We start from the raw sequence: 25,504 nt of genomic DNA, 5'->3' as shown, positions 1-25,504 counted from the left end.
CCGCAACCGATCCCGCCCCACCGCGGCGGGCTACACGGTGGCGGTGGCGCGGCGGCCCAGGTGCGCGGGCATGTGCGCGTACCCGTGCAGCGTGTAGAGCGGGCGGCGTTCGGGCGCTCCCGCCAGCGCCAGATCCGGAAACGCGTCGAACAGCGCGCGCAGCGCGTGCACGCCCTCCATCCGGGCCAGGCTCGCGCCCAGACAGGTGTGGATGCCGCTGGAGAAGGTCAGATGCTCGCGGGCGTTCTCGCGGGTGATGTCGAACCGATTGGGGTCGGTGAACTTCTTCGGATCCCGGTTCGCGCCCGCCAGCGACATCACCAGGACGCTGCCCGCCGCCAGCCGCTGATCGCCGACCTCGGCGTCGGCCAGGGCGATGCGCGCGGTCATGGTGACCGGCGGGTCGAAGCGCAGGATCTCGTCGATCGCCTGCGGCCACAGGTCCGGATCCGCGCGCAGCATGGCCAGCTGCTCCGGATGCGACAGCAGCTGGACCACCCCGTTGCCGATCAGGTTCACGGTGGTCTCGAACCCCGCGCCCATGAGCAGGCTCGCGGTCGCCTTCAGCTCGCGCTCGTTCAGCTCCCCGGCCGTCACCAGACTGGACAGAATGTCCTCGCCCGGGGTGGCCCGCAGCTTCGCCAGATGCCCGTTCAGGTACTCGTCCATCACTCCCATGGCCGCGTACGCGTCGCGCCAGGCCCGCCACGAGATGCCGATGTCCAGCAGCGGGCTGGCGGCGTCACCCCAGATCAGGAACTCGTCGCGGGACGCCTGCGGGAAACCCAGCATCTCGGTGATGATGGCGATCGGCACCTGCTGCGCGAAGGCCGCGATCAGGTCGGCCGAGCCCTCCGGCGGCAGCTCGTCGAGCAGTTCGGCGGTCACCGACTCCACCCGATCACGCAGCCGGCCGATAGCGCGCGGCGTGAACGCCGCCGACACCGACTTGCGGATGCGGGTGTGATCGGGCGGATCGATCATCAGCATGGACGGCGGCTCCACCGGATTCGGCGGCGTCTGCGCCCGCTTCAGGCGATCGCGCAGCCAGGCGGGCATGTCCACGCCGTCCGGGCCGAACGCGCCGAAGCGGTTGTCGCGCAGGATGGTGCGGATCAGTTCGTAGTCGGCCGTCGACCAGGTGTACGGGTTGTGCACCAGGCGGCCGCGGGCACGGATGTCCTCGATCAGGGGATACGGATCGTGGAGCGCGTCCGACGTGGTGATCAGTTTGGCGAACGGAACGTCGTGGCGGGCCTGCCAACGCAGGCCCCAGCGCGGGGCACCGTGCTCGACCATCCATCGGGCCCAGTATCGGGGACTCATCATCGCGGGACTCCCTCGTCATCGGATGATTCCACGGTACGTACACGCTTGCTGTGGATAAACATCCCGAGGAGGGAAAATGTGCTCCTACCCGGGTAGGAGCACTCGATTGTCAGCGGCGTTGGGCGGTGACGCGCTCCGTGGCGACGCGGCGCTCCTGGGCGGCGGGGTCGGGGTTGGTGACCTGGACCAGTGATGCGCCGGACGCCAGGATCGCGACGAAGCCGTCGATCAGTTCGGCGGGTGTGTCCCAGGACGTGGTGGACAGGACCCGGTCCTCGGCGGTGAAGCCCTGGCGGGCAGCCGATTTGCGAGCCTCGTCGAGGACGGCGGAGACCGAGGTGCCGTCCAGGGCGCAGCCGATGCCGTGCGGGCGGAACTGGTCGCCGTGGACGCGGACCGAGGTGGCGTAGTCGGTGACGCCGATCGGCAGGTCGCGCACCGGCATGCCCATGGGGTCCAGCGAGAGCGCGGCCACCTCGGCGATGCCGTCGGCCTCGTCGATGCGGTCGGCGGTCACCAGCGCCAGTTCGGCGTCCGGATCGGCGTGCAGCACCACCTCGACGCCCGCCCACCAGCAGCCCAGCAGCACCGCGGCGGTCTGCCAGTGCGCCGGCAGCAGGACCGCCACCCGGGCGCCGGAGGTGAGCCCGAATTCGTCGCGAATCATATTGGCGGTCTTGGCCGCCCAGTTGGCCAGCGTGAGCGCGGACAGTTCGATGCGCGCGCCGGTGGCGTCGTCGTAATAGGTGATGCGCGGCCCGGCGGGGTCGCGGGCGAGGATGGGGTCGAGTACCGCTTCGGTGAGGGTCTCGTTCAGTTCACGCATTTCGGTCCGTTCGTGCCGGCGTCGATAGGTGGGGCTGGGGGCACAGGCGTCGCGGTCGCGGTTCCGGAGAAATCGAACGTGGCGCTGCCCTTCGCCGAACCCGGACCAGAATAGTCACCCGCCAGCACCACGCGGACCGAGCCCTCGGGCAGTCCCGGCTCCGCCATCACCGGCAGCCCGCCCAGCGCCTGCGCCACCGCGCGCGCCTTGGGGTCGCCGCCCGAGGCGGCCAGCACCCGGCTGCTCTGCACCGGCCCGCCGATCCAGTTGTCCACCGTGCCGGTGCGGAAACCCTTGGCCGCCAGCGCCTGTGCGGCCTGCCCGGCCAGGCCGCCGGCGCCGGAGGCGTTGTAGACGTCCGCGACGACCGTGGACGGCTCGATGCCGCCGTCGCCCTTGGTCTCGTCGTCGTCGCCGACCGCGGCGGTCACGTACTTGTGCACGGCGGTCGGATCCACCCGGACCACGGATTCGCCATTGTCGGTCCAGCCGTTGAGGTCCTTGACCGGAATGGTCTCGAACTTCACCTCGCCGCCCGCGAGGTCCTGCAGCTGGTGCAGGAAGCTGAGCACGTCCCAGTCGTCGTCGAGCACCACGGTGCGGCCGACCGCGTCGCTGAGCTCCTTCAACCGGCCGGGGCTGGCGAGCACCTTGGCGCTGAGCACCTGGTGCACCAGCTGCGCCATGTACACCTGCTGGCGCACGATGCGGTCGATATCGCCGCGCGGCAGGTCGTGGCGCTGGCGCACGAAGCTCAAAGCCTCTGCGCCGTCGAGCTTCTGCTTGCCCGCGGGGAAGTCCGCGCCCGAGAGCGGTTCGTCCACCGCGTTGTTCAGGCACACGTCGACACCGCCGACCGCGTCGGTGAGCAGCACGAAGCCCAGCAGCCCGACCTCGGCGTAGTGGTCGACGGTGATGCCGGTGAGCCCGGCCACCGATTTGACCAGCGCCTGCCGCCCGGCCTGGGTGGATCGTTGGTCCGCCTCGGTGGGCGAGACGCCCTGATCGATCAGCTTCTGCTGCAGGGTCGACTTGGTGATGCCGTACGCGGAGTTGATCTTTCCCTTGCCCAGGCCCGGGATGTCCACGTAGGAGTCGCGCGGGATGGAGACGGCCACAGCGGATCGCCCGTTGTTGGGCACCCGGATCAGGATGATGGTGTCGGTATTGAGTCCGCCCTCGCCGTCGTCGCCGGCGTGCAGCATGGCCAATTCGTCCTGGGTGAGCGGATTTCCGTGCGCGTCGGTGCGCGCGTCGATGCCGACCATCAGGATGTCGGTCGCGCCGTCGGATTTGCCGCCGCCCAGCCCCAGATTGCCGATCCGCTCGATGCCCGACACCAGTTGGTCCACGCTGTGCCAGCCGAGTCCGGTCACCGTCAGGGCCAGCACCGCGGCCAGCGCGGCCAGCGCCCGGCCCGGCCCGCCCCGCTGCCGCGGGCGCATCGCTGATGGGCGGGACCCTTTCGGCACGGATGCCCAGGCACTCTCCGGCAACCGACTGTCCTTTCCGAACTCGGCCCACTGGACCCCGGCAAGCGAGGTCGAATCGAATGGGAGACCCCCACCCTGCAGGCTAGTGGCGGTAACCGTTCAGTTGCCGTAGCCCGGACTCCGTGAGTCGCGCGATGTCGCCCGATTACCCCGGTCTGTCCGAATGAATCCACAGGTCGCGACGGGTTCGCGGGGTGGCGGACGTGGCGTGCCACACTGACAGCCGTGATTGCCGACGACGTGAGCCCGACCACCGGGCAGCCGCGCCACGAGACCGCCCGGCTGCTGGTGACCGGAGCGCGCGGCCAGCTCGGCCGGGCCCTGACCACCCTCGCCCCCGGGGCGCGCGGCCTGGCCCACGCCGATCTCGACATCACCGCCGCCGACGCCGTGCGTGAACTGGTGAAACCCGGTGACGTACTGATCAACTGCGCGGCCTACACCGCCGTCGATCAGGCCGAGTCCGAGCCCGAGGCCGCCTTCGCGGTGAACGCCACCGGGCCGGGCGTGCTGGCCCGGGTGTGCGCCGAACGCGGCGCCCGGCTCATTCACGTCTCCACCGATTACGTGTTCCCGGGCACCGCCTCCCACCCGTACGAACCGGACGATCCGACCGGACCGGCCACGGTGTACGGGCGGACGAAACTCGCTGGCGAGCAAGCGGTTCTGGAGTATTCGCCGGACGCGCGCATCGTGCGGACCGCCTGGGTCTACACCGGCGACACCGGTGATTTCGTGGCGACCATGCGGCGGCTGGAAGGCGAGCGCGACACCATCACGGTGGTGAACGACCAGATCGGCTCACCGACCTACGCCCTCGATCTCGCGGCCGGTCTGCTGGAACTCGCGGGAATGCTGGGATCGGGCGTCAATCCCGGGGGACCCCGAATCCTGCACGCCACCAATGCCGGACAAGCCAGTTGGTTCGATCTGGCGCGCGCGGTCTTCGCGGGCCTCGGCGCGGACCCCGAACGCGTACGGCCCTGTGGCACCGAGGATTTCCCGAGACCCGCTCCGCGCCCGGCGTATTCGGTCCTTTCGGGCAATTCGTGGGTCTCGGGCGGCCTGTCGCCGTTGCGGGACTGGAAGCTGGCACTGAACGACGCATTGGCCGCCGTCTCCGACTATCCTGGGCCCCCGTGAGCCCCTCGGATTCTGTCGGACAGCCCCCCGCCGCGGCGAAAAAACCGCAGCTGGCAGTCGTCACGGTGACCTACTCGCCCGGCGAGCACCTGGAACACTTCATCAGCACCCTGGCCATCGCGACCGGTGAGAAGCCGCAGGTCATCCTGGCCGACAACGGCTCGGTCGACGGTTCCCCGGAACTGGCGGCCGAGGCCAACGCCCACGTGCGCCTGCTGCGCACCGGCGGCAATATCGGCTACGGCGGCGCGATCAACCGCGCGGTGGCCGAGATCGACCCGGACATCGAGTTCATCGTCATCGCCAACCCGGACGTGCGCTGGGGTACCGACGCCATCGACGAACTGCTGGCCGCCGCCCGCCGCTGGCCGCGCGCGGGTGCGCTGGGCCCGAAGGTGCTCGAGCCGGACGGCAGCACCTACCCGTCCGCCCGCTCGGTGCCCGGCATCGCCGACGGCGCCGGTCACGCCATCCTGGGCAGCATCTGGCCCAAGAACCCGTGGACGCTGCGCTACCGCCAGGACAACGAGGCCATCTCGGAGCGTTCGGTGGGCTGGCTGTCGGGTTCCTGCCTGCTGGTGCGCCGCGCGGCCTTCGATTCCATCGACGGTTTCGACTCCCGTTACTTCATGTACATGGAGGATGTCGACTTCGGCGACCGGATGGGCCGGGCGGGCTGGCACAATGTCTTCGTGCCGTCCGCCGAGGTCACGCACGCCAAGGGGCATGCCGCGGGTCGTCATCCGGAGACCATGCTGCCCGCGCATCACGCCAGCGCGTACCGTTTCCAGGCCGATCGGCATCCGCACTGGTGGCAGGCCCCACTTCGGGTGGCACTGAAAGCTGGACTTGCGGTGCGTTGCAAACTTGCGGTTCGATCCGCACTGCGCGAACGAGATCGAAACGGCTCTGTTTAACATCTGGGGCGGTTAGGATCTGCGGTCGCGTATCACTGACCACCTGACACAGGGGAGAAGATGGCGAACAGCGGTAACACCGCCGGGTCCACGGACGCGGTGATCCTGGTCGGAGGCCAGGGCACCCGCCTGCGTCCGCTGACCTTGTCCGCCCCCAAGCCGATGCTGCCCACGGCCGGACTGCCGTTCCTGCAGCACCTGCTCGCGCGCATCGCCGACGCCGGCATCACCCATGTGGTGCTCGGCACCTCCTACAAGGCGGAGGTGTTCGAAGAGCACTTCGGCGACGGCTCCGACCTGGGCCTCGAGCTCGAATACGTGACCGAGGACGAGGCGCTCGGTACCGGCGGCGGCATCCGCAACGTGCTGCCCAAGCTGCGCGCCGACACCGTGCTGGTGTTCAACGGCGACGTGCTCGGCGGCACCGACCTGGGCGGGGTGCTCGAGACCCACCACACCTCCGGTGCGGATGTCACCCTGCACCTGGTGCGGGTCAGTGACCCCCGCGCCTTCGGCTGCGTCCCCACCGACGAGAACGGCCGCGTCACCGCGTTCCTGGAGAAGACCCAGGATCCGCCGACCGACCAGATCAACGCGGGCTGCTACGTCTTCCGCCGCGAGTACATCGAGAAGATCCCCGCGGGCCGACCGGTGTCGGTCGAACGCGAGACCTTCCCGTCCCTGCTCGCCGAGGGCGCGCACATCCAGGGCCACGTCGACGTCTCCTACTGGCGTGACATGGGCACCCCCGAGGACTTCGTGCGCGGCTCGGCCGACCTGGTCCGCGGCATCGCCCCGTCCCCGGCGCTGCCGGGGCAGCGCGGCGAATCCCTGGTCCACCCCGGTGCGGGCGTCGCGCCCGGCGCGCTGCTGATCGGCGGCACGGTCGTCGGCCGCGGGGCCGAGGTCGGCGCGGGCGCTCGCCTGGACGGTGCGATCCTGTTCGACGGGGCGCGGGTGGAAGCCGGCGCCACCGTGGAACGTTCGATCATCGGCTTCGGCGCCCGGATCGGTCCGCGCGCCCTGGTCCGCGATGCCGTCATCGGCGACGGCGCGAATGTCGGCGCGCGCTGTGAACTGCTGCGCGGCGCGCGCATCTGGCCGGGGGTCGACATCCCGGACGGTGGCATCCGCTTCTCCACCGACGTCTGATCCGTCACAACGAAATCGGCCGCTCCCATGGATGGGGCGGCCGATTTCGGGTGTGTGGCGGAGTTTTCCGCGGGCGCGGTCAGCGCTCCCATTTGCCGGGGTTCAGGTGGAACTGCGCCAGCGCGGTGGCGTGCCCGTGGCCCATCTCGTGCTCGGTCTTCAGCCAGTTCACCAGGTCCTTCTGTCCGGTGATGCCGGTCTCGGCGAGCAGGGTGAACCAGTCGTCCACGGAGCGGCCGTATTTGGCCTCGATGGACGGGAAGTACGAAGCCGGGCCCTGGGGCTTGGTGGTCGCCATGTCGGTCTCCTGTGCGCTGGGGTGTCAGAGGTGGGGACGGTGCGCCCCACCGGAATTCATCGTGCCGTGTCGCGGGTCACAGTATATGCATCGGTAGATTGTCTAGCAGTGCTAGAGTTCGGTCATGAGCGCCATTCAGACCCGCAAGGAACGCGAACGCATCGAACGGCGGCAGCGCATCATCGACACGGCGCGGGAGATCGCCGAGACCGAGGGCTGGGACGCGGTCACGGTGCGCAAGCTCGCGGATCGCATCGAATACAGCCAGCCCGTGCTGTACAGCCACTTCGCCGGGAAGGACGCCATCGTCTCCGCGGTCGCCGAGGCGGGGATGGCCGAATTCGCCGGGGTGGTCCGCGAACTCCGCGAGTCCGCGGAAACCCCCGAACAGGCCCTGCGCGCGGTGGTCCAGGGCTACCTCGACTTCGCCCGCGACAGCGCCGCCCTCTACGACGCCATCTTCCTGCTGCGCACCGACCTGAAGTTCGGCCCCGACGCGCCGCAGGCCCTCAAGGACGCGTTCGTCGAACTGCTGCTCACCTTCGCGCCCTTCGCGCCGCCGCACGACCCGGAGACCTTCACCGAGGTCGCCTGGAGCACCATGCACGGCCTGGCCACGCTGGATCGGGGTGGCCGACTGCGGCCCGACTTTCGACAGCAGCGCCTGGAAATCCTGGTCGCCCAATGGGTTCGCGGTGACCGACCCCACTGATCACCCACGGACCTCCCACCCGGGCATACGCTGAAAGCATGGCTGACGCGGTGGTGGTCGGATCCGGTCCCAACGGGCTCGCGGCGGCGGTGATCCTGGCCCGCGCCGGGCTCGACGTCGAGGTGTACGAGGCCTCCGACGGCATCGGGGGCGGGTGCCGCACCGGCGAGGTCACGCTGCCGGGCTTCCACCACGACCTGTGCGCGGGCGCGCATCCGATGGCGGTGGCGTCCCCGTTCTTCCGGGCCTTCGATCTGAAGGCGCACGGGGTCGAACTGCTCACCCCGCAGGTGTCCTACGCGCATCCGCTGGACGGCGGCCGCGCCGGGCTGGCCTGGCTCGACCTCGACCACACCGCCGACGGCCTGGGCCGCGACGGGGGAGCGTGGCGGCGGCTGTTCGGTCCGCTGGTGCGCAAGTGGGAGGACCTGGTCGCCCTGCTCATGTCGGATCTGCGGCATCCGCCGATCGACCCGACCGGCATGCTGCGCCTGGACCCCGGGATCGAACTGCGCGTCCTGCGCCGGATGGTCGAACAGGCGACGCCGTTGTGGAACATGCGTTTTCGCGAGGACGTGGCGCCCGCGCTGCTCACCGGTGTGTCCGCGCACGCCATCCGGCCGCCGCGCGGATTCCCGGGCGCCGGTGTGGCCATGCTGCTGGGCACGCTCGCCCATGTGCGCGGCTGGCCGGTGCCGCGCGGCGGCAGCCAGGCCATCATCGACGCCCTCGCCGAGGATCTGCGCACGCACGGCGGGCGCATCGTCACCGGCCACCGCGTCGACTCCCTCGACGAATTCGACGAGGTCCGAGCGGTATTGCTCGATGTCGCGCCCGCCGAGCTGCAGCGCATCGCGACGCTGCCCGCGCGATACAACTTCGCGCTCAACAGGTTCCGCTACGGCGGCGCGGCCTGCAAGGTGGATTTCGCGCTCTCGGGTCCGGTGCCGTGGCAGGCGCAGGGGTGTGATCGGGCCGGAACCTTGCACCTGGTCGGCTCCCGCGCCGAGGCCGTGGCCGCCGAAAAGGCCGTCGCCGCAGGGCGGCACGCCGAGCGACCCTATGTGCTGGCCATCCAGCCCGGCGTCGTCGACGACACCCGCGCGCCCGCGGGCAAGCACACCCTCTACACCTACGCGCACGTGCCCAACGGCTCGGCCGAGGACCTCACCGAGACCATCACCGCCCAGGTCGAACGCTTCGCGCCCGGCTTCCGCGACCTGATCCTCGCGACCCATGTCCGCACCGCGGTGACCATGCCCGCGCACAATCCGAACTACATCGGCGGCGACATCTCCGCGGGCGCGATGACCCTGCGCCAGACCGTTTTCCGGCCCGCCCCGCGCTGGAACCCGTACGCCACCCCGCTGCCCGGCGTCTACCTGTGCTCCTCGGCCACTCCGCCGGGGCCGGGCGTGCACGGCATGAACGGCTACCACGCCGCCTGCCACGCCCTGCGCAAGGAGTTCGGCATCCCGACCGATCCGCTGGAACTACTTACCGGTCGCTGGCGCAACTGATTGCTACGCTGCGGCCATGGCCGGTTACTCGGGCACGCCGCTCCCGCGCAAGCTCGGCATCAAACCCGGGAGCCGGGTGCTGCTGGCCTCGGCGCCCGCGGGATTCGAGCTGGGGGAGTTGCCCGGCGGGGTGCTGTTGCACCGCCGCGCCGGGGTCGGGCCCTATGACGTGATCCTCGGCTTCTGCCCCGACCGCGCCGCCCTGACCCGCCGGTTTCCCGGCTGGCGGGAGCGGCTCGCGATCGACGGCGGCCTGTGGCTGGCCTGGCCCAAGAAGTCGAGCGGCGTCCCCACCGATCTCGGTGAGAACGCCGCTCGCGCTTACGGTCTGGGTCAGGGCCTGGTGGACAACAAGGTCGCCGCCATCGACGGCACCTGGTCGGGACTGCGGTTCGTGGTCCGCCTCGCCGATCGCTGACTATTTCTCGACCGGCTGGGCCCGGTACAGGTCGGGTTCCAGGTAGATGACCCGGGCGGCCGGAACCTCGGCGCGCACCCGCGCCTCGGCCTCGTCGATGGCCGCGGCGATCTGGGCGATCTCCAGGCCGGGCACGATGGCGACCTTCGCGGCCACCAGCATCTCCTCCGGGCCCAGGTACTGGGTGCGCAGGTGGATGACCTTGTCGATGCAGCGGTCGTCGACCAGGGCGGCGCGAATGGCCGCGTCCTCCTCCGGGGTCGCGCCCTCGCCGATGAGCAGGCTCTGCATCTCGACGATCAGGATGACGGCGATGACGCCCAGCAGGATGCCGATCGACAGGGTGCCGACGCCGTCCCAGACCGGGTCGCCGGTGATCATGGTCAGGCTGATCGCGGCGAAGGCGAGGACCAGGCCGATCAGCGCGCCCGAGTCCTCCAGCAGCACCACCGGCAGTTCCGGGTTGCGCGAGTTGCGGATGAACCGCCACCAGCTGGCATTGCCCTTGAGCGGCTTGGATTCCCGCATGGCGGTGATGAAGCTGAAGCCCTCGAGCCCGATGGCCAGGCCGAGGATGACGATCGCGACGATCGGGTTGGTCAGTTCCTCGGGATGCTCGATCTTGTGGATGCCCTCGTAGATGGCGTACACCGAGCCGAGCGCGAAGATGACCAGCGCGACCACGAACGAATAGAAGTAGCGGTTGCGGCCGTAGCCGAACGGGTGCAGCTCGTCGGCCTCCTGCGCGGCGCGGCGCTGACCGAGCAGCAGCAGGCCCTGGTTGGAGGTGTCGGCCACCGAGTGCACGGCCTCGGCGAGCATGGACGCGGAGCCGGTGATGGCCGCGCCGACGAATTTGGCCGCCGCGATGCCGGCATTCGCGCTCAGCGCCGCCAGGATGGCCTTCTTACCGCCGCCCGCAGACAATGAACCGCCCCTTCCGATGTCCGTTTTGCCTAGAAAACGTGTGTGACCGGGAGGAGCCTACCGTCCGCTCGTCACTCCTCGCCGACCGCGGCGCAGAACAGCTGCGCGGGACCGTCCACCGCCTGAGCCCGGATTCCGCCCTCCGCGGCCGAGATCCACGCCGCCCGACCGCACTCCACGATCAGGTCGTGATTGCCCTGGAACAACCGCACCCGGCCATGGGTGGCCAGCGCGATCACCGGACCGGAACGCACCACCGTCACCGGCTCGGCGTCCGGCGCCAGCTCGAAGCGGCTGAGCCCGAACTCCGGCGCGGGCGTGTGATAGCGGAAGACGCTGTCCGACACCTGCTCCGCGTGCACCACCGGCAGGTCGAGCGGCTCGAAGTCGAGCACCCGCAGCAGTTCGGGGACGTCCACGTGCTTGGGGGTGAGCCCGCCGCGCAGCACATTGTCGGAGTTGGCCATGATCTCCACGCCCACCCCGCGCAGGTACGCGTGCAGGTTCCCGGCATCGAGGAACAGGCCCTCGCCGGGCTCCAGCGTGATGCGGTTGAGCAGCAGCGCCGCGAGTACCCCGGCGTCACCGGGGTAGGCCTCGGCCAGCTCGAGCGCGGTGCGCACCTCGGACACGAATTCCTTGCTGCCGCTGCCCGCCTCGGACAGGTAGCGCACACAACCGTCGAGCACCTTGGGCAGCAGCGTGCTCAGGCTCGCCTGCGGCAGCGCGATCCAGGTGGTGAACAGCGTGCGCAGGCCCGCGGAGTCGGGCTGGGCGGCAAGCAGATCGGCGTACTGGCTCAGTTCCGGGACGTCGAGGGCGAGGAGCAGCCGCACGGTCTGGCGCGGATCGCGGAACCCGGCCAGCGCCTCGAAGCGGCCCAGCGCCACCACCAGTTCCGGCTTGTGGTTCTCGTCGCGGTAGTTGCGCATGGCCGAGTCGATGGACACCCCGGCGTGGTTCTCCCGCGCGAACCCGGCCCGGGCCTGTTCGACGCTGGGATGCGCCTGCAGCGAGAGCGGCTCCTCGGCGGCCAGGATCTTCAGCAGGAACGGCAGCCGTCCGCCGAATTCGCCTGCCACCGGCCCGAGTTCGTGTTGCGGGTCGGCGCTGACCAGCTCCAGCAGGGATTCGCTGTGACCGTTGATCTGTACGCGGGCCGGATCGGCGGGGTGCGCCCCGAACCAGAGTTCGGCTTCCGGATGCGCGGAGGGAACCGGTCGTCCGCACAGCTGTGCGAGCGCGGTGCGCGAACCCCAAGCGTAGGAACGCAGCGCACCAACGAGTTCGTGCACTAGTAATTGCCCCCGTCGTAGCGACCCGGTCCGGTGGCCGGGCGGGAACCGAGTAGTCGGAGATAGGCAGCCGCCATCTCCAGCCGAAGTGCGAGTACCGCAAGCCTGCTCGTAGCAAGCTCAGTGACCTCGCCGCTCGCGGCGGCGGGCACGGGCTGCCCGGGCGCGGTGGCGGGCGGGGCGGCGGCCGCCTCCGTGTCCACGGTGATCAGGTCGGTGTCGACGAGCCCGGCGTCCGAGCCGAACACGGCCAGCCGGCGGCGCACCGCGACCTCGTCCGGGCCGGCGCTCACCACGAAGATCCGGACTTGCTCCACCGGCGCGGGCCCGTCGAGCTCCTCGTCGTGGAACAGCGGATCGAAACCGGGCGCGGCCACGCCCGCGGCCTGCACCAGGCGGCCGTGCGCGGCAATGGCTTCCGAGAGCGAGACGGCCGCGGTGATCTGCCCGGCCGCGGCCAGCAGCACCTCCGACCCGTGTCCGGCGAGCTCGGCGGCCGCGGTGGAATCACCGGCCAGCACGACGCGCTTGCGCTGCGTCATGCGGGTGGCCAGGGTCTTGGCCGGATTGTGGAAGGCCTCGTGCTGCGGGCCGTCGCGCAGCGCCTCCTCGTCGAGCAGGTCTGCGAGAGCGTTCAATTCGGGCACCAGCGGTCCGACCCGATGCGGGTCGATGGTGCTCAGCACGGCCAGGCCCGCGGCCAGATAGCGCAGCATCAGATTGTGGTCGAGCACCCGCACCCGCGGCGCGAGAATGGTGGCGCGTCCGGCGGCCGCGGCCCGGATGGGGCCCTCGTCCGGTGCGGCGACGACCACTTCGGCGCCCCGTCGGAGCGCTCGGTCCACCGCCTCGGCCAGGCGCGGATCACCCGCGTCGTCACCGGCCACCAGCACCACGTCCAGCGGTCCGACCCACGGCGGGATCGAGGTCGCCGACACCAGCGGCAGGCTGGTGTGGTCACCCAGGGCCGCGATCAGCAGCGCGGCCGCGCGGGCGGCGCGTCCGCTCCCGGAGACCAGGACCAGACTGCGCGGGCGCAGATCGGTCAGCCGGGCGAGCGCATCCTCGGAAAGCGCGGCGGCGGTTGCCCTTACCTGCGCTCCCCCCGATGCGGCGGAGCGCAGCACACCCCCGGCGTCCGCCGCCTCCAGCGAGGCGACGTCATCGAGGTCGATTACCGGTGTCCCAGCGATCATCGGGCGTTGCCACCTCCCCTCATCGGGTCACCAGGCGCTGGTGAATCCAAGCTCTGTGATTCCACTATTCCAGTCAGGCGCGCACGATGCTCAGGATCTCGGTTACGAGTGCGTCTACATCGTCCTGCGATCGCGCCTCGACGTTGAGCCGCAGCAGCGGTTCGGTATTGGAGGCGCGCAGGTTGAACCAGGCGCCGTCGGCCAGCTGCACGGTGACGCCGTCCAGCCGATCGACCGAGGTGGCGCGGCCGCCGAAGGCCTCGACCACCGCGGTGGTCCGCTCCTGCGCGTCGGCGACCGTCGAGTTGATCTCGCCGGAGGCCGCGTATGTCGCGTAGGCCGAAGCCAATTCCGACATCGTGCGGTCCTTCTCGCCCAGCGCGGCCAGCACGTGCAGCGCGGCCAGCATGCCGGAGTCGGCGCCCCAGAAGTCGCGGAAGTAGTAGTGCGCGGAGTGCTCGCCGCCGAAGATCGCGCCGGTGGCCGCCATCTGCTGCTTGATGAAGGAGTGGCCGACGCGGGTGCGCACCGGGGTGCCGCCCAGCTCGGTCACCAGCTCCGGCACGGCCTTCGAGGTGATCAGGTTGTGGATGACGGTGGCGCCCGGCTCCTTGGTCAGCTCGCGCTCGGCGACCAGGCCGGTGACCGCGGACGGGGAGACCGGGTCGCCCTTCTCGTCCACCACGAAGCAGCGGTCGGCGTCGCCGTCGAAGGCCAGGCCCAGGTCCGCGCCGGTCTTGCGGACGTAGTCCTGCAGGTCGACCAGGTTCTTCGGATCCAGCGGATTGGCTTCGTGATTGGGGAAGGAGCCGTCCAGTTCGAAGAACAGCGGCTCGATGGTGAACTGCGGCAGCGTGCCCAGCACGGCGGGCACGGTGTAGCCGCCCATGCCGTTGCCGGCGTCCACCGCGATGCGCAGCGGGCGCGAACCGCTCAGGTCGACCAGCTTGTGCAGGAAGTCGGCGTAGGCGGTGAGCAGGTCCTCGCGGGACTCGGTGCCGCGCGGGCCGTCGAAGGCCGGGACGCCGGCGATGACTTCCTCGGAGATGGTGGCCAGGCCGGTGTCCTGACCGACCGGCAGCGCCTTGGCGCGGCACAGCTTGATGCCGTTGTACTTGGCCGGGTTGTGGCTGGCGGTGAACATGGCGCCCGGGCAGTCCAGGTGGCCGGAGGCGAAGTACAGCTGGTCGGTGGAGGCGAGGCCGATGTGCACCACGTCCAGGCCCTGGGCGAGCACGCCGTCGGCGAAGGCCGCGGCCAGTTCGGGGGAGGAGTCACGCATGTCGTGACCGATCACGATGCGCTGCGCGCCCTCGGTGCGCATCAGCCGGGCGAAGGAGCCCGCGACATCGCGGACGAAGTCCGCGTCGATCTGCTCGCCGACCACGCCGCGAACGTCGTATGCCTTGATGACTGCTTGAACGGACTCGGCGGACCGGGCGACTGTCATGGGGAACACCCTAGTAGCAGACCCTTGCCGAGGCAGACTTCGCCTGCCCCTACTTGTCGGGTCAAGTGATTCGGTGAACCGAGGGCGATTCGTCGGGTATGGCTCGACGGCGCGCGCTCGATCAGCTGGGCGGGTCGGGTAGGACGCGTAGATGCCCGCGGCGGCCGGTGCGGCCCGTGCGGGTGGTGCGCTGCGGGGCCGGCGCGTAGTCGGCGTAGGCGCGCGGGTCGGGATCCGTTGTGCGACGGCGCAATCCGGCTTCGCGGACGGCTTCGGCCAGGGCGGTCAGATCGTCGTCGTCGGGGGTGGAGCTGGAAAACCCGCCCTCGTGCCGGACCAACTCCCATCCCTTCGGCGCGGTGATCCGGGAGGCATGTGTTTCACACAAGTCCCAGGAATGTGGTTCCGCGACCGTGACCAGGGGACCCACGACCGCCATCGAGTCGGAGTACACATAGGTCAGCGTCGCGACGGCCGGGTTCTTGCAGCCTGGACGGCAGCAACGACGCATGGGGATCACGCCAAGCAGGGTAACCCCCCTCACGGCCCCGTGGACACAGACACGCTCAATGAACCGCGTCTCACTCGTGCCACAAGGACCTGCGGTACCTGTGCGATCGTGGCCCGGAAGGGTCCCGCCGGGCGTGTCTCGGACACCGCCGCGAGCCCGTGAGCCGGGTGCGCGCACCCGGTCGGGGCAAGGGTTAGATTCAAGGTATGACCCGTTCACGTAAGAGGCGGCCGCCCACCGCGCGGTCGGTCATCCGCCGCGGGCGGGGTGTGCGCGGGCCGATGCTGCCTCCGACGGTTCCGGCCCGGCGCACCCGCGGCCAGGAGTTCGACCGGCTGGTGCTGGAGGCGTTCGCGCCTTTGGAGAGCCGCTGGCACGAGCAGTTGACCAAGCTCGACATCGCGGTGGACGACGTGCCGAAAATCCGTCCGCTGCACCCGGATTCGGTCACCTGGCCCGACGAGGTGGTGGCCGACGGGCCGGTGCCGCTGTCGCGTCTGATCCCCGCGGGGGTGGATCGCTACGGCATGGCCACCCGTGCGCGAGTCGTGTTGTTCCGCAAGCCTTTGGAGTTGCGGGCCGGTGACCCGGACGACCTGGTCGACCTGCTGCGCGAGGTTCTCGTGCAGCAGATCGCGACCTATCTCGGGGTGGAGCCGGACATCATCGATCCCGAGCCGGAGTAGGGGACCCGGGCCCGCCCGGCCCGGAATTCCCCTCGGCTACAGCGGGTTTCCTTCAGATGATGCCGCGCTTGAGGCGGCGGCGCTCACGTTCGGAGAGACCGCCCCAGATGCCGAAGCGCTCGTCGTTGGCGAGGGCGTATTCCAGGCACTCGTCACGGACCTCGCAGCCCAGGCAGATGCGCTTGGCCTCGCGGGTGGAGCCGCCCTTCTCGGGGAAGAACGCCTCCGGGTCGGTCTGGGCGCAGAGTGCCCGTTCCTGCCATTGTTCAGCTTCGGTCATCATGCGACCGCCGCGCGCGAAAGTGTCGTACATATCCTCGGCACCGGTGACGATCAGGCTCAGCCGCGGTGGTTCGGGCTGGTAGGCAGCTCGCGCCCACTGTCCGCCCCCCGGCCGCGTCGTCATCGGTTCACCCCCCTCGTATCCGTTCCGATCGTCGGCGCAGAAGTCAGGTGCTGCGCCAGTCGTGGAATCGGTTTGCGATACACCGCCCGGAATACCCGACGGGGCCAGCTCATCGGCCATCGCTCCGCCTCCTCACTGTGTGTTAGCGCAGAATGATTAATCCGTCGGAGCCGATCCCACCGACGGCCCAACACCGCGGCGTAGTCCCGCGGCCATCCCCGAGCTTGCGCCACTCCGGTGCGAACAGCTGTTCGAAAACCCGTCCGCGCCTTGCACTCTCACGCGGACCCGGAATGACATGCCTGTGATTAGACACGCCGGGAGCGGCGATGGTCAAGCTGCCGAAGCGATTCCGTTACCATCTGTGACCCCCGCTGGCGACGTTCCCGCAGATCAGACAGCAAATTCACAGCAAATGAGCTGCGAGCCGCTTTCGGCCCGTCACGGCATAGGCTGTGCGGATGTGACTCGAGAACAAGCGGACACCGCGCCCGGCACCGGCCTGCGGATCGCGGTCCTGGTCGGCGGAGTCGGCGGCGCCCGGTTCCTGATGGGCGTGCGCGAGCTGCTGCCCGGAGCCGACACCACGGCCATCGTCAATGTCGGTGACGACGTCTGGATGCACGGGCTGCGCATCTGCCCTGACCTGGACACCTGCATGTACACCCTGGGTGGCGGCATCGATCCGGAACGCGGCTGGGGACACGCGAACGAGACCTGGAGCGCCAAGGAGGAGCTGGCGAAATACCACGCCCAGCCCGATTGGTTCGGCCTCGGCGACCGCGATATCGCCACCCATCTCATCCGCTCGGAAATGCTGCGTCAGGGCTATCCGCTCTCCGCGGTGACCGAGGCGCTCTGCAATCGGTGGCAGCCCGGGGTGAAGCTGCTCCCGGCAACCGACGACCGCTGCGAAACCCATGTCGTCATCGCGGACCCGGAGAACGCTGGCGAACGCCGCGCGATCCATTTCCAGGAGTGGTGGGTCCGGTACCGGGCGAACGTTGAGACCCATGGATTTGTGACTATTGGGGCAGAAGCTGCGAAACCGGCACCGGGTGTGACGGAAATCATAGAGTCGGCCGATGTGATCCTGCTCGCTCCGTCGAACCCCGTCGTGAGCGTCGGAGCCATCCTCTCGGTCCCCGGCATCCGGGGCGCAATCCGCACTTCGGGCGCGAAGGTGATCGGCCTGTCCCCGGTGATCGGCGGAAAAGCCTTGCGTGGCATGGCCGATGAATGCCTGTCGGTGATCGGCGTGGAGACCTCCGCGGAGGCGGTCGGCGCCTACTACGGCGCGCGCTCGGGCACCGGCATCCTCGACGGCTGGCTCGTCCACACCGGCGACACCGCCGACATCCCGGGCGTCGAAGTCCGCAGCGTCCCCCTGCTCATGACCGACCCGGCGACCACCGCCGAGATGGTTCGCGAAGCCCTCGACATCGCGGGAGTCAAACCGTGACAACGGATTCCATCCAGACCCAGGGCGACCACGCGTCCGGCGGCGAACTGCGCATCCTGCCGATTCCGGGCCTGCCCGAATTCCGGCCCGGCGACGACGTCGCCGAAGCCATTGCGGCACAGGCGCCTTGGCTGCAGGACGGCGACGTGCTGGTGGTCACCAGCAAGATCGTCGCCAAGGCCGAGGGCCGCGTGGTCTCCGTGCCCACCGACCCCGAGGAGCGCGACGCCGCCCGCCGCCGGCTGGTGCTCGAGGAGTCGGTGCGGGTACTCGCCCGCAAGAACCGCACCCTCATCACCGAGAATAAACTCGGCATCGTCCAGGCCGCCGCCGGCATCGACGGCTCCAATGTGGAACAGGACGAACTCGTGCTGCTGCCCGAGGATCCCGACGCCAGCGCCAAGGCCCTGCGCGCGGGCCTGGCCGAACGGCTCGGCGTGCAGGTGGCCGTGGTCATCACCGACACCATGGGCCGGGCCTGGCGCAACGGCCAGATCGACGCCGCCATCGGCGCGGCCGGGCTGCGGGTGCTGCACGACTACAACGGCGCGGTCGACGGGCAGGGCAACGAACTGCACGTCACCCTGGTCGCGGTCGCCGACGAACTGGCCGCCGCCGCGGACCTGGTGAAGGGCAAGCTCGGCGGCGTCCCGGTCGCGGTGGTGCGCGGCCTCGACTACGCCGACGACGGCTCCACCGCCGGGGACCTGCTGCGCCGCGGCGAGGAGGACCTGTTCTGGCTCGGCACCGAGGAATCGGTGGACCTGGGCCGCAAACAGGCGCTGCTGCTGCGCCGCTCGGTGCGCCAGTTCGCCGACACCCCGGTCGAACCCGAGATCATCCGGGCCGCCGTCGCCGCCGGTCTCACCGCTCCCGCCCCGCACCACACCCGCCCGGTGCGGTTCGTGTGGGTGCGCAAGCGCGGTCTGCGCGACCAGCTGCTCGAGGCCATGGCCGAGAAGTGGCGGACCGACCTGTCCGGTGACGGCCGCTCCCCGGAGAGCGTGGAGAAGCGAGTCGCGCGGGGCCGCATCCTGTTCGACGCCCCCGAGGTGATCATCCCGTTCTGCGTGCCCGACGGCGCGCACGACTATCCGGACGAGACCCGCCGGGCCGCGGAGAAGACCATGTTCACCGTCGCGGTCGGCGCGGCCGTGCAGGGTCTGCTGGTGTCGCTGGCCGTGCGCGGGGTGGGCAGCTGCTGGATCGGGTCCACCATCTTCGCGCCCGACGTCACCCGGGAGGTGCTGGGTCTGGCCGAGGATTGGAGTCCGCTCGGCGCGATCGCCGTCGGCTACCCCCTCGACGAGCTCGCCCCGCGCGAGGTCGGCGAGCCCGGCATCGGCCTGGTCGAGCTGTGAGCGCGGAGTCGCTACACAAGTCCGCCACCGAGCTGCTCGAGACCTGGTCCCCGGCAACGGGTCCCGAGCAGTCGCTGCGCGAGGCCATGCTGGCCTTCCTCGGTTCCGCGCCGCGCGGCTGCCTGCGTGAGCACGCGGCCGGGCACATCACCGCCTCGGCCATCGTGCTCTCCCACGACGAGCGCGAGGTGCTGCTCACCCTGCACCCGCGGGTGGGCCGGTGGATCCAGCTCGGCGGCCACTGCGAGGAATCCGACGATTCGGTCGCCGCGGCCGCCTTCCGCGAGGCGACCGAGGAATCCGGCATCGAGGGCCTGACCCTCGAGCCCGGCCTCTACGGCGCGCAGGCCCACCCCATCACCTGCTCCCTCGGCGTCCCCACCCGGCACCTGGACCTGCTCTTCAAGATCAAGGCCCCGGAAGGCGCTGTCCCGGTACGTAGTTCGGAATCCACCGACCTGCGCTGGTGGCCCGTCGACGCCCTCCCCGCCGACGCGGACGTGCTGTTGCGCTGACCGGGACACGGGGGTTCCGGACGGCGGAACCCCCGTGTTACTGTCCGGTCGTACACGTTCTCAGGGCGGGGTGGAATTCCCCACCGGCGGCAATGGCGATCCGGACCGATCCGGGACGCACGAGCCCGCGAGCGCCACACCCTCGGGTGTGGGTCCAGCAGATTCCGGTGTGATCCCGGAGCCGACGGTCAGAGTCCGGATGGAAGAGAACGCGGCACCGGCACGTCCGCCCGCGCGGTCGGGCCCTGTTCGCGTCTATGCCCTGGGTGACAGCGAACAGGAGGAATCCCCATGTCACCCATGCCGAATCGCATCGCTCTCGTCGCCGCCCGCTGGCACAGCGACATCGTCGACAAGGCCGTCGAATCCTGCCGGGCCGAGCTGCTCGAGCGCGGGTACACCGAGATCGACGTGATCGAGGTGCCCGGTGCGTTCGAGATTCCGTTGCAGGCCAAGCGGTTGGCCACCAGTGGCGCGTACGCCGCGGTCGCCGGGGTCGCGCTGGTGGTGGACGGCGGCATCTACCGCCACGACTTCGTCGCGCCGACCGTGGTCGACGCGCTCATGCGGGTACAGCTCGACACCGATGTGCCGGTGTTCTCCGCGGTGCTCACCCCGCACCACTTCCACGAGCACGCCGAACATCTCGAGTACTTCGCCCGCCACTTCGTGAAGAAGGGCGCGGAGCTCGCCAACGCGATCGCCGCGACCCTGGCCCTGGGCGCGGTGCGCGCCTAGGACCAGGGTGCGGGTGCCGTCGGCGCGCAGCAGGGGGAACGCGCCGGCGGTCCGGTTTCGGCCCAGGGGTTGGGGTCAGGCCGGAACCAGGTCTTTGTCGTGCGGGCCGGGATGGTCGTCGTCGACCATGGCCCGCTCGTCGAACGGGATCTCGCGGTTTAGCACCGCGCGGACGCGGGCCGGGTCGATGGTGTCGGTCCAGGTGCCGACCAGCAGGGTGGCGACGGCATTGCCCGAGAAGTTGGTCAGCGCACGGGCTTCCGACATGAACCGGTCGATGCCCACGATCAGGCCGACCCCGTCCAGCAGCTCCGGGCGATGGCTCTGCAGGCCGCCCGCCAGCGTGGCCAGGCCCGCGCCGGTGACACCCGCCGCGCCCTTGGACGCCACGATCATGAACAGCAGCAGCCCGAGCTGCTCGTGCCAGGCCAGCGGCTTGCCCATGGCGTCGGCCACGAACAGCGTCGCCATGGTCAGGTAGATGGCGGTGCCGTCCAGGTTGAACGAATACCCGGTCGGCACAACCACACCCACCGTGGTGCGATCCACCCCGGCGTGCTCCATCTTGGCGATCAGCCGCGGCAGCGCCGACTCCGAGGACGAGGTCGCGAAGATCAGCAGATACTCGCGCGCCAGATAGCGGACCAGCTTGAAGATCGAGGTCCCCGCCACCAGGCGCAGCAGCAGGCCGAGCACGCCGAAGATGAACACGACGCAGGTCAGGTAGAAGGCCACCATCAGCAGCGCCAGCTGCTTCACCGCGTCCAATCCGGTGCGCGCCACCACATTCGCCATCGCGCCGAACGCGCCGATCGGGGCCAGCCACAGGATCATGGTCAGAATCCGGAAGACCAGCTTCTGGATCGAGGCCACCCCGCGCAGGATCGGTTCACCCGCCGCGCCCATGGCCTGGATGGCGAATCCCGCCAGCAGCGCCACGAACAGCGCCTGCAACACCTTCCCCGAGGTCAGCGACGACAGCAGCGTCGTCGGCACGATGTCCTCGAAGAACTGCCAGGTGCCGCCCGCCGCCTTGGCGTCGGTGGCGTACTTGGTGACCTCCTTCGCGTGCGCGGCCACGTTCAGGCCCGACCCCGGATGCAGCAGATTGCCGACCAGCAGGCCGATGCCCAGCGCCACCGTGGACATGATCAGGAAGTAGCCGATGGCCAGACCGCCCACCCGGCCGACCTTGGCGGCCGCCCGCACCGAGCCGATGCCCAGCACGATGGTGCAGAAGATGACCGGCGTGATCATCATCTTGATCAGGTTCACGAAGATGGTGCCCAGCTCACCGACGCTCTTGCCGAAGCCCGGGGCCAGCTTGCCGACCACGACGCCGGCGATGACGGCCACGATGACGGCCAGGTACAGCCAGTGGGTACGGTCTCGGGCCGGTGGTGTTGCACTGTCGCTCATAACGTGAGAATCATGTTCCACCGAGTGACGCCGGTCACTGTTTCGTAAATTATGTTCATGACGTTCGCGGAGGAATCGTGAAGGGCCGAAGACCCCGCCGCACCCTGGCCGGGCAGGTGTTCGTCGTCCAGGTGCTGGTGCTCGCGGCGGTGATCGCCGCCGCGGCGCTGCTGACGTTCCTGCAGACCCGCCGGGTGCAGGACGACGCCACCCGCGCCGAGGTGCGCGACACCGCGGTCGCGGTCGCGCAGTCGCCCTCCACCCTGGCCGGGGTGCGCGGCCCGGACCCGACCGCCGCGCTGCAACCGGTGACCGAGGCCATCCGCAAGGCCACCGGCATGGACTTCATCGTGGTGATGGCCCCCGACCGCACCCGCTACACCCACACCGAGACCGACCGGATCGGAAAACCGTTCAGCGGCAATATCGATCGGGCGCTGGCGGGGGAGACCTTCACCGAGACGTTCACCGGCACCCTCGGCCCCTCCATCCGCGCGGTCACCCCGGTCCGCGACGCCGACGGCCGCATCGTCGCGCTGGTGTCGGCGGGTGTCACCCGCACCCACATCGGTGAGCAGGTGCGCGCCCAGCTGCCGCTCATCCTGGCGGTCGCCGCGGGCGGGCTGGCGCTCGCCACCATCAGCTCACTATTGCTGCGGCGCAGGCTGTTACGGCAGACCCACGGGCTGGGCACAGCCGAACTGCGGATGATGTACGAGCACCACGACGCGGTGCTGCACTCCATCCACGAGGGGCTGCTGGTGTTCGGCAAGTCCGACGCCGACGCCGAGGTGGTCAACGATCAGGCGCGCCTGCTGCTCGGCCTGCCCGACGGGCCGATCACGCGCGCGGACCTGCCGGTGTCGTTGCAGCGCTTGGGGACCGGCGTGGTGCGCGACGAGATGCACGTGACCCCCGAACGGGTGCTGGTGGTGAACCAGGATGTGGTCGAGCACGCCGGACGCCGCATCGGCACCGTGGTCACGCTGCGCGACCACACCGAATTGCGGGACGTGCTCGGCGAGCTGGATTCGGTGCGCGGCTTCGCCGAATCGCTGCGCGCCCAGGCGCACGAGGCCGCCAACCGGCTGCACACCGTGGTCACCATGGTCGAGCTGGGGCGGTCCCGGGAAGCGGTGAGCTTCGCGACCGCGGAACTCGAACTGTCCCAGGCCCTCATCGACCGGCTCACCGGGGCGGTCGCCGAACCCGCGGTGGTGGCGCTGCTGCTGGGCAAGGTGGAGCAGGCCGCCGAATACGGCGTCGAGCTGACCGTCACCGGCGACACCCTGCTCGACACCACCGAGCCGCTCACCCCGCACGAGATGGTCACGCTGCTGGGCAATCTCATCGACAACGCCCTCGACGAGGTCGGCCACGATGAGGACGCCTGGCTGGAGGTGACGGTGCGCCGCGACGACACCGAGCTGTACATCCGGGTCGCCGACAGCGGGCCCGGCATGTCCGAGGAGCTGTTCACCCGCGCCACCGAGCGCGGCTACTCCACCAAGACCGACCACCACGGGCTCGGGCTGGCGCTGGTGCGGCGGCTGGTGGCCCGGCACGCCGGTGAGTTGCGGGCCCGGCGCGAGCCGGAATCCGCTGTGATCGTGAGGTTTCCGCGATGAGAATCGACCGCGAGGCGCCGGTCCGGGTGCTGATCGTCGAGGATGAGCCGAAAATCGCTGCGGCACACCGCTCTTACCTGGAAAGGGTGGACGGTTTCGACGTGGTGGCGGTGGCGCACACCGGGCGCGAGGCCCTCTCGATCGCGAAAAGGTCACAATCTTCCGGCGTCCCGATCGACCTGGTGCTGATGGACATCGGTTTGCCGGACATGAGCGGGCTCGCGGTGGCGGCCGCGCTCGCGGTGCTGCGCCCGCGCCCGGACGTCATCGCCGTCACCTCCGCCCGGGATCTGGCCATGGTGCGCGCCGCCGTCGCGCACGGCGTGGTGCTGTATCTGTTGAAGCCCTTCACCTTCGCGGCCTTCCGGGAGAAGCTGGAACGCTACCGCGAGTACCGAGCCGCGCTGCCCGCCGGCGAGACGGCGGTGTCGCAGCACGACATCGACCGCGCCTTCGGGGTGCTGCGCACACCCGAGCAGCGGCCCACGTCCCCGAAAGGCATTGCGCCGCAGACGATGGACGAGGTGTCGCGCGCGGTGCGGGCCGCGCCGGAAGGCCTGTCCGCGGGTGAAGCGGGCCGCGCGGTGGGGGTTTCGCGGGTGACCGCGTGGCGATACCTGGAACGTATGGCCGAAGACGGCGTGGTGGAACGGCGAACCGACTACGGTCGGACGGGACGGCCGCAGGTTCGCTACGTGTGGTTGCGCTGAGTGCGGGGGGATCGCACGCCGAGCGCGGTTCGCGGCTGGTTTGCGCGTACGGGGCAGTGACGGGAACCACAGGGTCGGTTGCGCCGGAACCGACTGCTCATGATGTAACGGTGGCCACCTTTCGGTCCGCACACGTGCTGTAACAGCGGCTAGGTTCCAAGATATGTAGCTGCGAAGTTCGATGAGGTTGAGTAGCGGAGAAAAGGTGCGAATGTTCGGCAAACGGTTGGGTTCGCCGGATCCCAAACGCCACCTGTGGGTGCTGGGGCTCATTGCCCCCGGGTGTGCGTTGCTGCCGTCGCAGCTGGTGTTGCACACCAAGCTCGAGGTGTTCTGGTGGATCGGTCCGATCATCATCCTGATCGCGATACCCGTCCTGGACTGGGTCGTCGGGGAGGACGGCACCAACCCGCGCGACGAGGACTACGAGTTACTGAGCAACGACCGGTACTACCGGTGGTGCACCTACCTGTTTCTGCCGATCCAGGTGATCGGCCTGATCATCGCCGCCTGCATGTGGGCCGGAACCGACCTGTCGGTGGTCGACAAGATCGGGCTGGCAACCACCCTGGGACTCGTCAGCGGCATCGGCATCAACGCCGCCCACGAACTCGGCCACCGGGTCGAGAGCCTGGAGCGCTGGCTCTCGAAGATGGCGCTGGCGCAGTCGGCGTACGGCCACTTCTTCGTCGAGCACAACAAGGGCCACCACGCCCGCGTCGCGACCCCCGAGGACCCCGCCAGCGCCCGCATGGGCGAGTCCCTGTGGGAGTTCCTGCCCCGCAGCGTGATCGGCGGCTTCCGGTCGGCAATCGCGCTCGAGGGCGAGCGGCTGGCGCGCAAGGGACACCGCTGGTTCAGTGTCCACAACCACATCCTGCAGGCGTGGAGCATGACCGTCGTGCTGTTCGGCGGACTGATGGCGATCTACAGCCCGACCATCCTGCCGTACCTGGTGCTGCAGGCCGTGATCGGCGCGGGCCTGCTCGAAACCGTGAACTATGTCGAGCATTACGGCCTGCTGCGGCGGCGGCGCCCGAACGGCAACTGGGCCCGCTGCGCGCCCAGCGACAGCTGGAACAGCGACCGCCTGGTCACCAACATCTTCATGTTCCACCTGCAGCGGCACAGCGACCACCACGCCAACCCCGGCCGCCGCTACCAGACCCTGCGCAGCTCACAGGAGGCCCCGCAGCTGCCCGCCGGCTACGCGACCATGATCGTGCTGGCGCTGTTCCCGCCGCTGTGGCGCATCGTCATGGATCCGCGCCTGCTCGCGCACTACGCGGGCGACGTCAGCCGGGCCAATATCCAACCCCGCAAGCGGGAGCGCATCCTCGCCGCGTACGACCTCCGGGCGGCCGCGTAGGGTTTGGGAGAAGCAGCCGACCA

General features: G+C 69.8%; 25 protein-coding genes and 1 riboswitch. Of the genes, 14 read left to right on the top strand and 11 right to left on the bottom strand.

What is annotated here, in order from left to right; translation table 11 throughout:
* Positions 1-30 precede the first annotated feature (30 nt).
* The 3 genes from ACWEOI_RS07940 to ACWEOI_RS07930 form a co-directional block, all read right to left on the bottom strand.
* Positions 31-1,326, bottom strand: a complete 1,296-nt coding sequence (locus ACWEOI_RS07940; protein ID WP_452359566.1) for a cytochrome P450 — start codon at positions 1,324-1,326, stop codon at positions 31-33.
* A gap of 112 nt (positions 1,327-1,438) precedes the next feature.
* Entirely contained in the window at positions 1,439-2,155 is a 717-nt protein-coding gene (locus ACWEOI_RS07935) for a TIGR03089 family protein (RefSeq protein ID WP_433667896.1), read from the bottom strand.
* Entirely contained in the window at positions 2,143-3,600 is a 1,458-nt protein-coding gene (locus ACWEOI_RS07930; RefSeq protein WP_433667895.1) for an LCP family glycopolymer transferase, read from the bottom strand. Before ACWEOI_RS07930 ends, ACWEOI_RS07935 begins: the two co-directional genes overlap by 13 nt.
* Before the next feature lie 273 nt (positions 3,601-3,873).
* On the opposite strand from ACWEOI_RS07930, the gene rfbD reads away from it, so the two are divergent.
* From rfbD to ACWEOI_RS07915, 3 genes are read left to right on the top strand one after another with little or no spacing between them, the layout of a single operon-like run.
* On the top strand, positions 3,874-4,791 hold the full coding sequence (rfbD, locus tag ACWEOI_RS07925) for a dTDP-4-dehydrorhamnose reductase (protein ID WP_433667893.1): 918 nt from the start codon (positions 3,874-3,876) through the stop codon (positions 4,789-4,791).
* Positions 4,788-5,708: a glycosyltransferase family 2 protein gene (locus tag ACWEOI_RS07920; RefSeq protein ID WP_357087136.1), complete on the top strand. Its 921-nt coding sequence runs from the start codon at positions 4,788-4,790 to the stop codon at positions 5,706-5,708. Before rfbD ends, ACWEOI_RS07920 begins: the two co-directional genes overlap by 4 nt.
* Before the next feature lie 60 nt (positions 5,709-5,768).
* Positions 5,769-6,860: a mannose-1-phosphate guanylyltransferase gene (locus ACWEOI_RS07915; protein WP_433667891.1), complete on the top strand. Its 1,092-nt coding sequence runs from the start codon at positions 5,769-5,771 to the stop codon at positions 6,858-6,860.
* A gap of 79 nt (positions 6,861-6,939) precedes the next feature.
* Here the strand turns inward: ACWEOI_RS07915 and ACWEOI_RS07910 are convergent, their stop codons facing one another.
* The gene (locus ACWEOI_RS07910; RefSeq protein ID WP_433667890.1) at positions 6,940-7,158 is read right to left on the bottom strand and encodes a DUF4287 domain-containing protein; all 219 of its coding nucleotides are present in this window, start codon (positions 7,156-7,158) and stop codon (positions 6,940-6,942) included.
* A 124-nt stretch (positions 7,159-7,282) separates the two neighbouring features.
* Between ACWEOI_RS07910 and ACWEOI_RS07905 the strand changes: the two genes are divergently transcribed.
* The 3 genes from ACWEOI_RS07905 to ACWEOI_RS07895 are packed head-to-tail and all read left to right on the top strand — an operon-like array spanning position 7,283 to position 9,808.
* A complete protein-coding gene (locus ACWEOI_RS07905) occupies positions 7,283-7,870 on the top strand; it encodes a TetR/AcrR family transcriptional regulator (RefSeq protein WP_379275064.1) in 588 nt (195 codons plus the stop codon).
* A 38-nt stretch (positions 7,871-7,908) separates the two neighbouring features.
* The gene (locus tag ACWEOI_RS07900; protein WP_433667887.1) at positions 7,909-9,390 is read left to right on the top strand and encodes an FAD-dependent oxidoreductase; all 1,482 of its coding nucleotides are present in this window, start codon (positions 7,909-7,911) and stop codon (positions 9,388-9,390) included.
* A gap of 16 nt (positions 9,391-9,406) precedes the next feature.
* A complete protein-coding gene (locus tag ACWEOI_RS07895) occupies positions 9,407-9,808 on the top strand; it encodes a hypothetical protein (RefSeq protein ID WP_433667886.1) in 402 nt (133 codons plus the stop codon).
* Here ACWEOI_RS07895 and ACWEOI_RS07890 read toward each other — a convergent pair whose 3' ends face one another.
* The 5 genes from ACWEOI_RS07890 to ACWEOI_RS07870 form a co-directional block, all read right to left on the bottom strand.
* Positions 9,809-10,735 (bottom strand): cation diffusion facilitator family transporter, encoded by a 927-nt coding sequence (locus ACWEOI_RS07890; protein ID WP_433667884.1) that lies wholly within the window; start codon positions 10,733-10,735, stop codon positions 9,809-9,811. It abuts the gene before it with no gap.
* A gap of 71 nt (positions 10,736-10,806) precedes the next feature.
* A complete protein-coding gene (gene manA / locus ACWEOI_RS07885; protein WP_433667882.1) occupies positions 10,807-12,030 on the bottom strand; it encodes a mannose-6-phosphate isomerase, class I in 1,224 nt (407 codons plus the stop codon).
* A complete protein-coding gene (locus ACWEOI_RS07880) occupies positions 12,030-13,226 on the bottom strand; it encodes a tobH protein (protein ID WP_433667881.1) in 1,197 nt (398 codons plus the stop codon). Before ACWEOI_RS07880 ends, manA begins: the two co-directional genes overlap by 1 nt.
* 73 nt (positions 13,227-13,299) lie before the next feature.
* The gene (locus ACWEOI_RS07875; protein WP_433667879.1) at positions 13,300-14,676 is read right to left on the bottom strand and encodes a phosphomannomutase/phosphoglucomutase; all 1,377 of its coding nucleotides are present in this window, start codon (positions 14,674-14,676) and stop codon (positions 13,300-13,302) included.
* A 121-nt stretch (positions 14,677-14,797) separates the two neighbouring features.
* Positions 14,798-15,187 (bottom strand): DUF3499 domain-containing protein, encoded by a 390-nt coding sequence (locus ACWEOI_RS07870; protein ID WP_379275089.1) that lies wholly within the window; start codon positions 15,185-15,187, stop codon positions 14,798-14,800.
* A gap of 206 nt (positions 15,188-15,393) precedes the next feature.
* Here ACWEOI_RS07870 and ACWEOI_RS07865 point away from each other — a divergent pair, with 206 nt between their 5' ends.
* Positions 15,394-15,873, top strand: coding sequence for a metallopeptidase family protein (locus tag ACWEOI_RS07865; protein ID WP_357087107.1), 480 nt, complete (start codon positions 15,394-15,396; stop codon positions 15,871-15,873).
* Positions 15,874-15,925: 52 nt separating this feature from the next.
* On the opposite strand, the gene ACWEOI_RS07860 is transcribed toward ACWEOI_RS07865, so the two are convergent.
* A complete protein-coding gene (locus ACWEOI_RS07860; RefSeq protein ID WP_213560898.1) occupies positions 15,926-16,186 on the bottom strand; it encodes a WhiB family transcriptional regulator in 261 nt (86 codons plus the stop codon).
* Between the two features lie 595 nt (positions 16,187-16,781).
* Between ACWEOI_RS07860 and cofD the strand changes: the two genes are divergently transcribed.
* From cofD to ACWEOI_RS07840, 4 genes are all read left to right on the top strand, one after another.
* Complete coding sequence (gene cofD / locus ACWEOI_RS07855) at positions 16,782-17,741, top strand: 2-phospho-L-lactate transferase (RefSeq protein WP_379275090.1); 960 nt, start codon at positions 16,782-16,784, stop codon at positions 17,739-17,741.
* Positions 17,738-19,102, top strand: coding sequence for a coenzyme F420-0:L-glutamate ligase (locus tag ACWEOI_RS07850; protein WP_433667877.1), 1,365 nt, complete (start codon positions 17,738-17,740; stop codon positions 19,100-19,102). The genes cofD and ACWEOI_RS07850 overlap by 4 nt, the downstream gene beginning before the upstream one ends.
* Entirely contained in the window at positions 19,099-19,617 is a 519-nt protein-coding gene (locus ACWEOI_RS07845) for an NUDIX hydrolase (RefSeq protein WP_357283541.1), read from the top strand. Before ACWEOI_RS07850 ends, ACWEOI_RS07845 begins: the two co-directional genes overlap by 4 nt.
* Before the next feature lie 52 nt (positions 19,618-19,669).
* A riboswitch (FMN riboswitch) is annotated at positions 19,670-19,832 on the top strand.
* Positions 19,833-19,908: 76 nt separating this feature from the next.
* On the top strand, positions 19,909-20,355 hold the full coding sequence (locus ACWEOI_RS07840) for a 6,7-dimethyl-8-ribityllumazine synthase (protein WP_357087100.1): 447 nt from the start codon (positions 19,909-19,911) through the stop codon (positions 20,353-20,355).
* Positions 20,356-20,430: 75 nt separating this feature from the next.
* On the opposite strand, the gene ACWEOI_RS07835 is transcribed toward ACWEOI_RS07840, so the two are convergent.
* Positions 20,431-21,774, bottom strand: coding sequence for a cation:dicarboxylate symporter family transporter (locus tag ACWEOI_RS07835; protein ID WP_452359231.1), 1,344 nt, complete (start codon positions 21,772-21,774; stop codon positions 20,431-20,433).
* A gap of 77 nt (positions 21,775-21,851) precedes the next feature.
* On the opposite strand from ACWEOI_RS07835, the gene ACWEOI_RS07830 reads away from it, so the two are divergent.
* From ACWEOI_RS07830 to ACWEOI_RS07820, 3 genes are all read left to right on the top strand, one after another.
* Positions 21,852-23,402 carry an ATP-binding protein gene (locus tag ACWEOI_RS07830; RefSeq protein ID WP_433667874.1) on the top strand — a complete coding sequence of 517 codons (1,551 nt, stop codon included), beginning with the start codon at positions 21,852-21,854 and terminating at the stop codon, positions 23,400-23,402.
* Entirely contained in the window at positions 23,399-24,112 is a 714-nt protein-coding gene (locus ACWEOI_RS07825; protein WP_433667872.1) for a response regulator, read from the top strand. The genes ACWEOI_RS07830 and ACWEOI_RS07825 overlap by 4 nt, the downstream gene beginning before the upstream one ends.
* A gap of 211 nt (positions 24,113-24,323) precedes the next feature.
* Positions 24,324-25,481, top strand: coding sequence for a fatty acid desaturase (locus ACWEOI_RS07820; protein WP_433667870.1), 1,158 nt, complete (start codon positions 24,324-24,326; stop codon positions 25,479-25,481).
* The last annotated feature ends 23 nt before the right edge of the window (positions 25,482-25,504 follow it).

This window comes from Nocardia sp. NPDC004340, from assembly GCF_053602575.1.
Note: the sequence above shows the minus strand (reverse complement) of the source record. Positions and strands in the feature narration are given on the sequence as shown.

What these genes read in the sequence shown, in the direction of transcription:
- ACWEOI_RS07895 (WP_433667886.1), top strand. Translation starts at nt 9,407, where the DNA reads ATGGCCGGTTACTCGGGCACGCCGCTCCCGCGCAAGCTCGGCATCAAA.
- ACWEOI_RS07835 (WP_452359231.1), bottom strand. Translation starts at nt 21,774, where the DNA reads ATGAGCGACAGTGCAACACCACCGGCCCGAGACCGTACCCACTGGCTG.
- ACWEOI_RS07900 (WP_433667887.1), top strand. Translation starts at nt 7,909, where the DNA reads ATGGCTGACGCGGTGGTGGTCGGATCCGGTCCCAACGGGCTCGCGGCG.
- ACWEOI_RS07930 (WP_433667895.1), bottom strand. Translation starts at nt 3,600, where the DNA reads ATGCGCCCGCGGCAGCGGGGCGGGCCGGGCCGGGCGCTGGCCGCGCTG.
- ACWEOI_RS07910 (WP_433667890.1), bottom strand. Translation starts at nt 7,158, where the DNA reads ATGGCGACCACCAAGCCCCAGGGCCCGGCTTCGTACTTCCCGTCCATC.
- ACWEOI_RS07915 (WP_433667891.1), top strand. Translation starts at nt 5,769, where the DNA reads ATGGCGAACAGCGGTAACACCGCCGGGTCCACGGACGCGGTGATCCTG.
- ACWEOI_RS07865 (WP_357087107.1), top strand. Translation starts at nt 15,394, where the DNA reads ATGACCCGTTCACGTAAGAGGCGGCCGCCCACCGCGCGGTCGGTCATC.
- ACWEOI_RS07875 (WP_433667879.1), bottom strand. Translation starts at nt 14,676, where the DNA reads ATGACAGTCGCCCGGTCCGCCGAGTCCGTTCAAGCAGTCATCAAGGCA.
- ACWEOI_RS07825 (WP_433667872.1), top strand. Translation starts at nt 23,399, where the DNA reads ATGAGAATCGACCGCGAGGCGCCGGTCCGGGTGCTGATCGTCGAGGAT.
- ACWEOI_RS07840 (WP_357087100.1), top strand. Translation starts at nt 19,909, where the DNA reads ATGTCACCCATGCCGAATCGCATCGCTCTCGTCGCCGCCCGCTGGCAC.
- ACWEOI_RS07870 (WP_379275089.1), bottom strand. Translation starts at nt 15,187, where the DNA reads ATGCGTCGTTGCTGCCGTCCAGGCTGCAAGAACCCGGCCGTCGCGACG.
- ACWEOI_RS07860 (WP_213560898.1), bottom strand. Translation starts at nt 16,186, where the DNA reads ATGTACGACACTTTCGCGCGCGGCGGTCGCATGATGACCGAAGCTGAA.
- ACWEOI_RS07940 (WP_452359566.1), bottom strand. Translation starts at nt 1,326, where the DNA reads ATGAGTCCCCGATACTGGGCCCGATGGATGGTCGAGCACGGTGCCCCG.
- ACWEOI_RS07880 (WP_433667881.1), bottom strand. Translation starts at nt 13,226, where the DNA reads ATGATCGCTGGGACACCGGTAATCGACCTCGATGACGTCGCCTCGCTG.
- ACWEOI_RS07935 (WP_433667896.1), bottom strand. Translation starts at nt 2,155, where the DNA reads ATGCGTGAACTGAACGAGACCCTCACCGAAGCGGTACTCGACCCCATC.
- ACWEOI_RS07905 (WP_379275064.1), top strand. Translation starts at nt 7,283, where the DNA reads ATGAGCGCCATTCAGACCCGCAAGGAACGCGAACGCATCGAACGGCGG.
- ACWEOI_RS07820 (WP_433667870.1), top strand. Translation starts at nt 24,324, where the DNA reads ATGTTCGGCAAACGGTTGGGTTCGCCGGATCCCAAACGCCACCTGTGG.